Below are 13,145 nucleotides of genomic sequence, written 5' to 3' on the forward strand. Positions count from 1 at the left end.
GTGATGAAACACTGCTGCAGCTTGAATTTAAGACTTTTTCGAAATTGCAGTTAAAATAGGATAATTTTCTCTTTTATATGGAAGTCTTCCATTTGAATAGTTGACAAACGACTGTTGAATAGCATAAGATGATTTACGATTTCAGTTAGCTATTATTAATCGATAGATAAACGTAAACAAACTGTTCAAATGAGAGGAGTTTTTATTTGGCCTATAAATATTTGGTGATCGTTGAATCGCCTGCTAAAGCAAAAACAATTGAAAAGTATTTAGGAAAAAATTATAAAGTGGTGGCGAGTTTAGGTCATATTAGAGATTTGCCTAAAAGCCGGATGGCTATTGATACCGAAAACAACTATGAACCCGAATACATTTCTATCAGAGGTAAAGGCCCTTTGATCAAAGAATTGAAAAAATTTGCAAAAAAAGCTGATAAAGTTTATCTCGCAGCCGATCCGGATAGAGAAGGAGAAGCTATTGCATGGCACTTGTGTCATTTATTAGGCTTAGATATAGAAGATAAAAATCGCGTTGTCTTTAACGAGATCACAAAAGACGCTGTAAAAGAGGCTTTTAAAGAACCGCGCTCCATCAATATGGATTTGGTAGATTCTCAACAAGCAAGACGTGTATTAGACCGTTTAGTTGGATATACGATCAGTCCTATCTTATGGAAAAAAATCAAAAAAGGATTAAGCGCAGGAAGAGTTCAATCTGTTGCTTTGAAACTGATTTGCGATCGTGAAGAGGAAATCAATCAATTTGAACCAGAAGAGTATTGGACGATCGATGGAAACTTCAAAAAAGGAACGAAGAAATTTAAAGCGACCTTTTATGGAGTGAACGGCAAAAAGACTAAATTGTCTAATTCAAAAGACGCTCAAAAAATCATTCAGCAAATGGATGGCGATGAATTTGAAATCACTAGAGTAGTGAAAAAAGAACGAAAACGTAATCCATCCCTGCCATTTACTACCAGCAGCATGCAACAAGATGCAGCGCGTAAAATCAATTTCAAAACACGTAAAACGATGATGATCGCTCAACAGTTATATGAGGGTATTTCTCTAGGACGTGGTGGAGCTGTCGGATTGATCACTTACATGCGTACAGATTCTACTCGTATCTCAGATACGGCTAAGAATGAAGTGTATGAGTTCATCCAAAAGACTTACGGCGACGAATATACGAATTCAAAAGCACGTGTAGGGAAAAAAGCTGAAAGTTCTCAAGATGCGCATGAGGCTATTCGACCTTCTAGTGTCATGAGAACTCCGGAAGAGATTCAAAAGTATCTATCAAAAGATCAGTATAAATTATACAACCTGATTTGGTCTCGCTTTGTAGCTAGTCAAATGAAACCGGCTGTTTTTGATACGATGACAGTCGACTTAGAACGCAATGGTGTCTTATTCAGAGCGAACGGTCAAAAAATGAAGTTCCCTGGATATCAAAAAGTCTATATCGAATCGACCGAAAGCGGAAAAACAGAAAAAGATAATATTTTACCGCCTTTAGAAGAAGGAGAAACAGCTACAACAGTGGATATCGAGCCGAAACAACATTTTACTCAACCACCTGCTCGTTTCTCAGAAGCTACATTGATCAAAACGCTTGAAGAAAACGGCGTAGGACGTCCTTCAACTTATGCACCCACATTGGATACGATCCAAAGAAGATATTACGTTAAGTTAGTTGCTAAAAGGTTTGAACCGACCGAATTAGGGACCATCGTCAACAGCATGATCGCAGAATTCTTCCCTCAAATCGTAGATGTCCATTTCACTGCAGAAATGGAAAAAAATCTAGACCAAGTTGAAGTAGGAGAAGAAGAATGGAAAAATGTCATCGACCAGTTCTACAAGCCGTTTGAAAAAACAGTTCAAGTAGCAGAAGAACAAATGGAAAAAATTCAAATCAAAGATGAACCGGCTGGTTTTGACTGCGAAGTTTGTGGTCATCCAATGGTGATCAAGATGGGTCGGTATGGGAAGTTTTATGCGTGCAGCAATTTCCCAGAATGTCGAAACACGAAAGCTATCGTAAAAGACATCGGAGTGACTTGTCCAACTTGTAATAAAGGGAATGTCATTGAAAGAAAATCGAAGAAAAACCGTATTTTCTATGGATGTGACCGTTATCCGGATTGCGAGTTTATTTCTTGGAACAAACCAGTTGGTCGAAACTGTCCTAAATGTGAGCATCATTTAGAAGAAAAGAAAGTCGCTAAGGGCAAACAAGTCATTTGCAGCAACTGTGATTATAAAGAAGAACTTCAAAAATAATCTTATAAAAGAGGACAGGATTCTGCTATTAAGTTTCGTTTAAAGAATCCCTCAATCGATTGTAATCCCTTTTCTGGTATGATAAAGTTACTTTGTCATACCAGTGGAGGGATTTTTTTGAACAATCAAAAATTGATTGAGCTTTTCTTAAATTATTTGATTTCAGAGCGTGATTATTCCGTCCTCACTAAGAAAGCCTATCAAGAAGATATTGAGCAATTCAGTGTTTTCTTACAACAGACAGGAGACTCGGACTTTAATAAAGTAACGATTCAAGATGTCAGGATTTACTTAGGCGAATTAAACGAAAATAAACTAAGCCGCAATAGTGTTTCGCGAAAGATATCCAGTTTGCGTGCCTTTTATCAATTTTTATTGCGGAATGATCTAGCAAAAGACAATCCATTTTCATACGTGCATTTAAAAAAGAAAAATTTACGACTGCCCCGCTTTTTTTACGAGAAAGAAATGGACATTTTATTCCAAGTGGTCAAAGGAGAAACTCCATTAGACTACAGAAATGAAGCCATTTTGGAAGTGTTGTACGGCACTGGAATTCGAGTTAGTGAATGTGCCGGAATCGAGTTGAAAGACATTGATTTTGAATTGAATGTTTTATTGATTCGCGGAAAAGGAAATAAAGAACGATATGTACCATTTGGTCATTATGCCGCAGTTGCCATCCAACAGTACAAGGAAAAAGCACGCGATCCATTGATGAAAAAATATCAAAAAGCGCACCCTCTTTTGTTTGTGAATCATCATGGAGATGGGATCACTTCTACAGGAATCGAATATGTGCTGAACCAAGTTATCAAAAAGAGCAGCCTTACTTCAGATATCCACCCGCATATGCTTCGACACACGTTTGCGACTCATTTATTGAACAATGGCGCTGACATGCGTACGGTTCAAGAGCTGTTGGGACATTCGAGTTTATCGTCAACTCAAATCTATGCTCATGTAACTAAAGAAAAATTGCAAAAAAATTATCGTCAATTTCATCCAAGAGCATAAAATCCTCTTGGTTAAAGCAAATGGAGGAATTTAAAATGACAGAGTTTCATTCTACAACTATATTCGCAATCCAACATAATGGGAAAAGTGCTATGGCTGGTGACGGTCAAGTGACTATGGGTGAGCAAGTAATCATGAAAGGTACCGCTCGTAAAGTAAGACGTTTATACAACGATGAAGTTGTTACCGGGTTTGCCGGAAGTGTAGCAGATGCGTTTACGTTGGAAGAGAAATTTGAAAGTAAATTAAATGAATATAAAGGTAATCTGACTCGCGCAGCTGTAGAGTTGGCTCAAGAATGGCGCACTGACAGAACGCTGCAAAAATTAGAAGCGTTGCTGATCGTTATGAATAAAGACGAAATGTTGCTGGTTTCAGGTAACGGCGAAGTGATTCAGCCTGATGACGGCATATTGGCAATTGGATCCGGCGGCAATTTTGCTTTGGCTGCAGGAAGAGCTTTGAAGAAACACGGAGCAGAGCTTTCTGCTGTTGAGATCGCACGCGAAGCGCTTGAAACCGCTGCTGATATTTGTGTATTTACGAACCACAACATCATCGTTGAAGAACTATAAAAAATCAATGAGTCGGATAATAATGAAACAAGGACGTGAAGATCAATGAATCAAATAGACAATATTACACCTAGACAAGTCGTGGCTGAGTTGGACAAATACATCGTCGGTCAGCACAATGCTAAAAAATCGGTAGCCGTTGCTTTGCGCAATCGTTACCGCCGTTTACATTTAAACGAAGATATGCAGCAGGAGATCACTCCCAAAAACATTTTGATGATTGGAGCTACTGGTGTTGGTAAAACTGAAATTGCCAGACGTTTAGCATCCATCGTAAAAGCTCCTTTTGTAAAAGTAGAAGCGACTAAATTTACAGAAGTCGGGTATATTGGTCGAGATGTTGAATCCATGGTACGCGATCTAGTAGAAGCATCTATCCAGATCGTCAAAAAACAACAATACTCAAACGTCTATCTTCAAGCAGAGAAAAAAGCTGTTGAACGCGTTTCTAAAGTTTTAGTGCCGGGAATCAAAAAAGAACAGCGCCAAGATAACATGAACAATAACCCATTTGGAGCTATGTTCCAAAATATGGGCATCAACCCGAATGATTTGAATCCTGAAGAAGAGTCAGAAGAAGTCACACCTGAGATCTCAACTAATCGTACGAAGATCCAACAACAAATTCGTGATGGATTATTAGACAGCCGAGAAGTGACCATCAAAGTGGACGAGCAAAAGAGACCGATGAATTCACCAATGAATGCTGGTTTGGAACAAATGGGAATCGATTTATCAGATACCTTCGGCGCTTTGTCTCCTAAGAAAAAAGTGGAGAGAAAAGTAACGGTCAAAGAAGCCATTGATATTTTTATCCAAGAAGAATCTGAAAAATTAGTCAACGCTGAAGACATCAATGCAGAAGCAGTTAAACTGGCAGAAAATTCAGGAATCATTTTTATTGATGAAATCGACAAAATCACGTCTAAAGGAAAAAATGATGGACAAGTTTCCAGAGAAGGTGTTCAAAGAGACATCCTGCCGATTGTTGAAGGCTCATCCGTCAATACAAAATACGGAACTGTGAATACAGATCATGTCCTCTTTATTGCGTCAGGCGCTTTCCATGTTGCCAGACCAAGTGATTTGATTCCAGAATTACAAGGACGTTTCCCGATTCGCGTGGAATTAGATGATTTAACAAAAGATGATTTCGTTAAGATTTTAACTGAACCAAACAATGCTTTGATCAAGCAATATCGCGAGTTGTTGAAAACAGAAAACATTACGGTCACATTCACATATGAATCTATCGAAAGAATGGCAGATATCGCTTACCAAGTAAATGCTGAAACAGACAATATCGGAGCACGAAGATTGCATACGATTTTGGAAAAAGTATTGGAAGACTTGTTATTTGAAGCTCCAGATATGCAAATGGGAGAAATTACGATTACTGAAAAATACATTGATGATAAACTCCAACATATCGTGGCAGATAAAGATTTGAGTCGTTATATCCTGTAACTTGGTGGTGAATGAAAGATGGAAGAATTATTAGAAAAAATGCGTAAGATGAATCGTATCCTTCAAACGGTCGGAGGTATTGTGGATTCCGAAAGTGCAGATAATGACCAGTTGCCTTTTACAAATTTGACTAAAAATTTGGGCAACATATTAGAAGCCAATACCTATTTGATTGATGAAAAAGGAAAATTGTTGGGTTTCTTCGAAAAACATGCTATCAATAATGATCGTGTAAAACAAATGCTGATAGAGAAACAATTCCCGATGGATTATGCAAATAGTATGTTGGAAATTACTCAAACAACATCGAACATAGGGATTGAGAGCGACTATACCGTATTCCCGATTGAGTCGCGGGAAATAGTGACTTCGGGATTGACGACGATCATTCCGATTTTTGTTGGCGGTGAGCGATTAGGCACATTGATTTTGGCTCGAGAAACACCTGAATTCGGACACAGCGATTTGATTCTTGGAGAACATGCAGCAATCATCGTAGGTATCGAAGTCTTAAATATCAAAAAGCAAGGAATCGAAAAAGAAGCTCGTGACGACGCTACAGTTCAATTAGCTTTAAATACCCTGTCTTATAGTGAATACAAGGTTATAAAGGCTATATTTAAGCAATTGGATGGACTGGAAGGGCGAGTGACAGCTGCAAATATCGCAGATGAAGTTGGTGTTACCCGTTCGGTGATCGTCAACGCCTTAAGAAAATTAGAATCTGGGGGCATCATCGAATCTCGTTCTTTAGGTATGAAAGGAACGTATATTCGGATCAAAAACGAAAAATTGCTCCAAATGTTGGAAAAAGAAATCGTCTGATCTGACTTTTGAATTTTTATCCCATAGAAAAAGCCTCTGTAGTAGAGGCTATTTTCTTATACTTAAGTTGTTCTATCGAAAACCAATTATCTTATGAGGTGAAAAAACATGTCCATCATCCTGAAAAGCAACCAATTAACAGTAGCCGTCTCCCAAAAGGGCGCTGAACTTCAAAGTATCCAGAATACTGAGACCGGTACAGAATACCTTTGGCAAGGAGATCCTGCTTATTGGAATCGAAAAGCTCCCGTATTATTTCCTATTGTAGGCAGATTGAAAGACAATCAATACACCTACAAAGGTAAATCGTATACTATGAATCAACATGGATTCGCCAGAGATGCAGAGTTCAATGTAATCGAAGAAACAGAAGATCGTGTCACATTGCAGTTTAAATCTAATGAAGAAACAAAAAAAGCGTATCCGTTTGATTTCTCTCTTTCTATTACCTACACTGTAATAGAAGATAAAGTATCTGTAGAGTATGCAGTTCAAAATACGAATGAAACAGAAAAACTTTATTTTTCTATTGGCGGACATCCAGGATTTAATGTCCCTTTGACAGAAGATACGGTATTTGAAGATTATTACTTTAGTTTCTTGCCAAGAAAATCACGCAAACAAATTCCTTTGAGCGGGCCGTTTGCGGATACTTCACAGACGACTTTGGCTCAAACCAATACTACTCTTAGTTTAAATAGAGAGCTGTTCGAAAAAGATGCTTTAGTGTTTGAAGTAAAAGAGAAGAATACGTTCAGTATCCTATCAGACAAAACAGCGCATTCTGTATCTGTGACATTTGAAAATTATCCGTATGTCGGAATTTGGTCTGTGCCTGGCAAACAAGCTCCTTTTGTGTGTATCGAACCTTGGCATGGAATTGCAGACACCGTGGATACATCAGGTAAATTAGAAGACAAACTAGGCATTCGGACATTGCCTGCTAAAGAAACATTTACTACGAGCTACACTATCCAGTTAACTTAAAAAAGCGGCATTTATAAAGACATAAAAGCTTAGTGTATAAAGGATCTTATGTCTTTTTAGTTTATATGGATGTAGGAAAGAAAGGCTAGGAAACTGAAAAAAAACCGCCCCACTTATTTAGGGGCGGTTTTTTTTCTTACAATCAGTGCATTTGTGTCGTGCTGCTTTACATCTGCTTTATCCAAAAAACGAATAACTTCTCATGAAAGAAGAAATTATTGTTCTTTTTTATATCGAAATCCAAAAGGAATTTTGCTTTCTGTTCCATTTTTGATTCGAGAGATATTTTCCCGATGACGATAAGTAATGAAAATCGTCAATACAAAAGCGATACTCGTCAAGATCCAGTCCTGAATGAATAACGAAGAGATCGTAATCAGTACTAAAGCAGTCATACTGCTCAAACTTACCATACGTGTAAAGTATAATAGAATACCAAACACTAATATACAATAGATAAAAAACGGCGGGTTGTAGGCAAGAACTACCCCAGCACTGGTAGCAACAGCTTTTCCACCTTTAAATTGCGCAAATATTGGATAAGTATGTCCTAATATAGCAGCCAGTCCAACGACCATAGGGCTCAAATTTGAATCAAAAAAGTAAGGCAAACTTGCACCCAAAGTTCCTTTGAGCAAATCAGCAGCTAAAACAGCTACCCCAGCTTTTGCTCCTAATACACGGAATGTATTGGTGGTTCCCATGTTTCCGCTACCATGTTTTCGAATGTCAATATTGTATATTTTTTCCCCGATCCAGACACCTGAGGGAATCGATCCTAGAAGGTACGATAGCACAAACATTAGTATTGTTGTCATCGATCCATTTCTCTCCTTACCAACTTGATTTTTCGCGTACGACCATTTTACCACTTATTATTTTAAAATACTATCATAGAAAATAAGGCTGGTGCTGAAGAAGTGATAAAGAACTCACATTAATAACACGTTAAAAAGATACATATTTGAAGAGAAGCTGCCATTTTAGGGATTTTTTTGGTATAATAATACGAACACTCATTCGGTTTCGAACAGATATTGACTACTATTCATAAAATAGGTATGATTTGAATGTTCTTTTTTGCTGAGATCTAAGGAGCAAAAAGCTGCATGATCCGTTATTGTATACATGGATCAAAAAAATGAAACAGTGAACCATTTTGTGCAAAAGGTTATCTGAATCGTAGAAAATACCGCTGTTTTAAAGCATCGATTGTTATTTTTTGCGTTGTAATCGCAATAAGTGTGTTAAAATGATTTGGTCTATGAGTGAATGAAGCTCAACATTAATCGTATGAACATACGATGAGAAATTGCATGGTATAGGGAGTTTTGAAAGATATGGCAAAAAATAATTATGAATACAATGATTCTTCCATCCAAGTATTAGAAGGTTTGGAAGCTGTCCGTAAACGACCAGGGATGTATATCGGTTCTACAGATACAAGAGGATTACACCATTTAGTTTATGAAATAGTAGACAACTCTGTGGATGAGGTCCTTTCCGGATTTGGGGACAAAATCGTCGTGACACTGCATAAAGACGAAAGTATTTCTGTTAGAGATAATGGGCGTGGAATGCCGATCGGAATGCATTCTTCAGGAATACCGACCATTCAAGTCATTTTCACTGTTTTACATGCCGGCGGAAAGTTTGGACAAGGCGGCTATAAAACTTCAGGCGGGCTGCACGGTGTAGGTGCCAGTGTAGTAAACGCTCTTTCAGAGAAACTGTCGGTCATTGTCTACCGAGATGGTGTTCAATACACTCAAGAGTTTGTTGATGGCGGGAAACCAAAAGGAAAGTTGACTAAAAAGAAAAACACGACTGAAAAGAATGGTACAATGGTCCACTTTAAACCGGATGCAACGATTTTTTCAACCACAACTTTTTCTTATGATGTATTGTCTGAACGGTTAAGAGAATCGGCTTTCTTATTGAAAGATGTTCGAATAGAATTGATCGATGAACGAAGCGACCAAGAGGAAGTGTTCCATTACAAAGAAGGAATCAAAGAGTTTGTTGATTATCTGAATGAAGACAAAGACATCTTGACTCCAGTAGCCTATTTTGCTGGTGAAAGTAATGGGATCGAAGTAGAATTTTCGTTCCAATACAATGACGGCTATTCTGAGAACATTTTGTCTTTCGTCAACAATGTGCGTACAAAAGACGGTGGTACTCATGAAGCGGGAATGAAAACCTCTTTAACCAAAACCTTTAACGAATATGCTCGTAAAGTGGGCTTATTGAAAGAGAAAGATAAGAATTTAGAAGGCACGGATGTCCGTGAAGGTTTGGCTGCGGTTATCTCCATTCGAGTGCCAGAAGACTTATTGCAATTCGAAGGGCAAACAAAGAGCAAATTAGGGACTCCTCAAGCACGTTCAGCGATCGATTCAGTCATCAGCGATCAAATGAATTATTATTTAACTGAGAACGGCGAATTAAGTCAGCAATTGGTACGTAAAGCCATTCGAGCAAGAGAAGCTCGTGATGCAGCACGTAAAGCTCGTGATGAATCCAGAACAGGTAAAAAACGGAAGAAAAACGATGCGTTGCTGTCTGGAAAATTGACACCTGCGCAAGGAAAAAATGCCAAAAAGAATGAATTGTATTTGGTTGAGGGAGATTCAGCCGGCGGTTCAGCAAAACAAGGTCGAGACCGTAAATTCCAAGCGATCTTACCTTTACGTGGAAAAGTCGTCAACACGGAAAAAGCCAACATCCAAGATATCTTAAAAAATGAAGAAATCAACACTATGATCTATACGATCGGTGCAGGTGTTGGACCTGAATTTAATATTGAAGACTGCAACTACGACAAAGTCATCATCATGACGGATGCGGATACAGATGGAGCTCATATCCAAGTACTGCTGCTGACGTTTTTCTACCGTTACATGAAACCATTGATCGAAGCAGGAAAAGTATACTTGGCGTTACCACCTCTATACAAGCTTTCTAAAGGTTTTGGTAAGAGCGAAAAGATCGCTTATGCTTGGACAGATGATGAGTTGGTGGACGTTACAAAAAAATTCGGGAAAAATTATGTCTTGCAACGTTATAAAGGTCTAGGTGAGATGAATGCAGATCAATTGTGGGACACGACAATGAATCCTGAAACCAGAACCTTGATTCGTGTTCGAATCGATGATGTAGCTCAAGCTGAAAAACGTGTGTCTGTCTTGATGGGGAACAAAGTAGAACCAAGACGGAAATGGATCGAATCTCATGTAGAGTTTTCTCTTGAAGAAGGCGGAAGCATTTTAGAGAACTCGCAAATCATGAACGATAATGAATTAGAGAATGAAGGAAGTGCCATAGATGGAGAATAAGAACGAGATTCAAGAACTTACATTAGAAGAAGTTATGGGAGATCGATTTGGACGGTACTCCAAATACATTATTCAAGAGCGGGCACTGCCTGATATACGTGACGGGTTAAAACCTGTACAAAGACGAATTCTTTTTTCTATGAATGTGGAAGGAAACACCTCTGAAAAAGGATTTAGAAAATCAGCTAAAACTGTCGGAAATGTAATTGGTAACTACCATCCTCATGGGGATTCCAGTGTTTATGAAGCTATGGTTCGATTGAGCCAAGATTGGAAGCAGCGCCAAGTATTGATCGAGATGCATGGAAATAACGGAAGTATGGACGGAGACCCTCCTGCAGCGATGCGGTATACGGAAGCTCGTCTATCTACTTTTTCAGATGAATTACTGAGAGATATCGATAAAGAAACCGTTGATTTTATTTTAAACTTTGATGATACGACAGAAGAGCCGACTGTATTGCCTGCTCGTTACCCTAACCTGCTGGTAAATGGAGCTACTGGGATCTCTGCTGGTTATGCGACCGATATTCCTCCTCACAATTTAAGTGAAGTAATCGATGCAGCGGTATATTATATTGATCATCCTAAAGCAACCACTAAAGAATTGATGCAATACCTTAAAGCCCCTGATTTTCCAACAGGCGGGATCATTCAAGGTATTGATGGGATTCGAAAAGCCTATGAGACAGGCAAAGGTAAAATCATTGTCCGCTCAAAAACAGAGATTGAAGAATTGCGTGGCGGAAAACAGCAAATCGCTGTTTCTGAAATTCCATATGAAGTAAATAAAGCTAATTTAGTACGCAAAATCGACGAGATCCGCTTGAACAAGAAAATTGAAGGTATCTCAGAAGTTCGTGATGAAACAGATAGAGAAGGCTTAAGAATCGTTATAGAATTGAAAAAAGAAGCCAATGCTGAAGGTATTTTGACGTATTTGTTGAAAAATACAGAACTGCAAGTCAATTACAACTTCAATATGGTCGCTATCGACAACAAACGTCCGATGCAAGTAGGCATTGCACGAATGTTAGAAGCGTATCTGGAACATAAAGAAGAAATCGTCACTCGACGGACCAATTACTTGCTGCGTAAAGCAGAACACAGACAGCATATCGTTGTCGGACTAATCAAAGCTGTTTCTATTATGGATCAATTGATTGCTGCTATCCGTAAGAGTAAAGATAAAAAGAATGCAAAAGAAAATATCATGAAAGAATTCGGTTTTACAGAGATTCAAGCAGAATCTATCGTATCCTTACAACTGTATCGTTTATCGAATACAGATGTTACAGCATTGGAAAAAGAAGCCGATGAATTGAAAAAAGCGATTGAGAGCTATCAAAAAATATTGAGTACTCCAAAAGAAATGAACCATGTAATAAAAACCGAATTGAAAGAGATCAAAAAGAAATATGCAACTCCTCGTCTGACGAAATTTGAAGACAAGATCGAAGAACTGAAAATCAATAAAGAAGTATTGATTTCCGAAGAAGAAGTCGTGGTCGTTGTAACAAACGAAGGCTATATCAAACGTTCTAGTCTTCGCTCTTACACCGCTTCTCCAGCAGAAGAAGTAGGAACGAAAGACAGCGATTATCCGATATTTGTCGATAAGTTAACGACTTTGGACCATTTGCTTATTTTCACCACCAGAGGCAATGTCATTTATCGTCCAATCCATGAATTGGCTGATGTGAAATGGAAAGATATGGGTGATCATATTTCTCAATACATCAGTTTGGAGCCGGAAGAAAAAGTATTGAAAGCTTTTGGATTTAAAGAGTTTGCGGCAGGTAAATCCTTTACATTGATTTCAAAAGAAGGATACATCAAACAAACAGAAGTCGAAGCGTTTAAACCGTGGAGAAGCTACAAGTCGAAAACAACTTCGGCGATGAAACTAAAAACGGCTACAGATCGTTTAGTGAATGTTGAAATGACTGAAAATGCATTGATGCAAGATGTCTTCCTTGTTACTCATCGTGGATTTGGATTACGCTACTCTTTAAGTGAAGTTCCTGTAGTAGGTGCTAAAGCGAGCGGGGTCCGTTCAATCAATTTAAAAGAAGAAGATTATGTAGTAAATGGTATTTTGATCGACGATGAAGCTCCAAAAGTTGAAGCTATAGTAGTATCTCAACGAGGAGCCGTTAAGAAAATGGACTTAAGAGAGTTTGCACCTTTAGCTAGAGCTCAACGAGGATTGATCGTCTTTAGAGAATTGAAGAAAAATCCTCATCGTGTGTCCTTAGTTGCAAAAGTAACTAACGAGAAAGATGAAGCGTATGCGATCATCACTACAAAAGACAAAGTGATCGACGTCATACCGAAGAATTATGCTTCTAGCGATCGTTACAGCAATGGTTCGTTTATTCTAGACCAAGCAGCTGATGGGGAACCAAAAGCGATTAAAGAGCCTAATATCGTTCATATTACTGAAGAACCTACTTTGTAGACCAAAAGAACTAAACCTTATCCGGTTTAGTTCTTTTTTGATATCACCTAATAGTAGCAATTTAAACTCATTGCATGTGATAGTAATTTTTTTTTAAAAAAAACAGATAATGATGGTGTTCACAAATTAAAAATGCTGTTATCACAACAAAAAGTGCGAGACCTCCACGTATGGAATAGAACAACTTGTT

Annotated in this window: 9 protein-coding genes; 8 read left to right on the forward strand and 1 reads right to left on the reverse strand. The window is 38.3% G+C overall.

Going from position 1 to position 13,145, the window contains the following annotated elements; genetic code table 11:
* Positions 1–206: 206 nt before the first annotated feature.
* The 6 genes from topA (at position 207) to ACE025_RS10755 (ending at position 7,156) form a co-directional block, all read left to right on the forward strand.
* Entirely contained in the window at positions 207–2,285 is a 2,079-nt protein-coding gene (topA, locus tag ACE025_RS10730; RefSeq protein WP_485939669.1) for a type I DNA topoisomerase, read from the forward strand.
* A gap of 117 nt (positions 2,286–2,402) precedes the next feature.
* Entirely contained in the window at positions 2,403–3,302 is a 900-nt protein-coding gene (gene xerC / locus ACE025_RS10735; RefSeq protein WP_485939670.1) for a tyrosine recombinase XerC, read from the forward strand.
* Between the two features lie 35 nt (positions 3,303–3,337).
* Positions 3,338–3,877 carry an ATP-dependent protease subunit HslV gene (gene hslV / locus ACE025_RS10740; protein WP_485939672.1) on the forward strand — a complete coding sequence of 180 codons (540 nt, stop codon included), beginning with the start codon at positions 3,338–3,340 and terminating at the stop codon, positions 3,875–3,877.
* A gap of 45 nt (positions 3,878–3,922) precedes the next feature.
* Positions 3,923–5,344 carry an ATP-dependent protease ATPase subunit HslU gene (hslU, locus tag ACE025_RS10745; RefSeq protein WP_485939674.1) on the forward strand — a complete coding sequence of 474 codons (1,422 nt, stop codon included), beginning with the start codon at positions 3,923–3,925 and terminating at the stop codon, positions 5,342–5,344.
* Positions 5,345–5,362: 18 nt separating this feature from the next.
* Positions 5,363–6,169: a GTP-sensing pleiotropic transcriptional regulator CodY gene (gene codY, locus ACE025_RS10750; protein ID WP_485939676.1), complete on the forward strand. Its 807-nt coding sequence runs from the start codon at positions 5,363–5,365 to the stop codon at positions 6,167–6,169.
* Positions 6,170–6,277: 108 nt separating this feature from the next.
* Positions 6,278–7,156 carry an aldose 1-epimerase family protein gene (locus ACE025_RS10755; RefSeq protein ID WP_485939678.1) on the forward strand — a complete coding sequence of 293 codons (879 nt, stop codon included), beginning with the start codon at positions 6,278–6,280 and terminating at the stop codon, positions 7,154–7,156.
* A 215-nt stretch (positions 7,157–7,371) separates the two neighbouring features.
* Here the strand turns inward: ACE025_RS10755 and plsY are convergent, their stop codons facing one another.
* On the reverse strand, positions 7,372–7,974 hold the full coding sequence (gene plsY, locus ACE025_RS10760; protein ID WP_485939679.1) for a glycerol-3-phosphate 1-O-acyltransferase PlsY: 603 nt from the start codon (positions 7,972–7,974) through the stop codon (positions 7,372–7,374).
* A 522-nt stretch (positions 7,975–8,496) separates the two neighbouring features.
* On the opposite strand from plsY, the gene parE reads away from it, so the two are divergent.
* Positions 8,497–10,494: a DNA topoisomerase IV subunit B gene (gene parE / locus ACE025_RS10765; protein ID WP_485939681.1), complete on the forward strand. Its 1,998-nt coding sequence runs from the start codon at positions 8,497–8,499 to the stop codon at positions 10,492–10,494.
* The gene (gene parC / locus ACE025_RS10770) at positions 10,484–12,955 is read left to right on the forward strand and encodes a DNA topoisomerase IV subunit A (RefSeq protein WP_485939683.1); all 2,472 of its coding nucleotides are present in this window, start codon (positions 10,484–10,486) and stop codon (positions 12,953–12,955) included. Before parE ends, parC begins: the two co-directional genes overlap by 11 nt.
* Positions 12,956–13,145 lie beyond the last annotated feature (190 nt).

The organism is Desemzia sp. AGC72, from assembly GCF_057334175.1.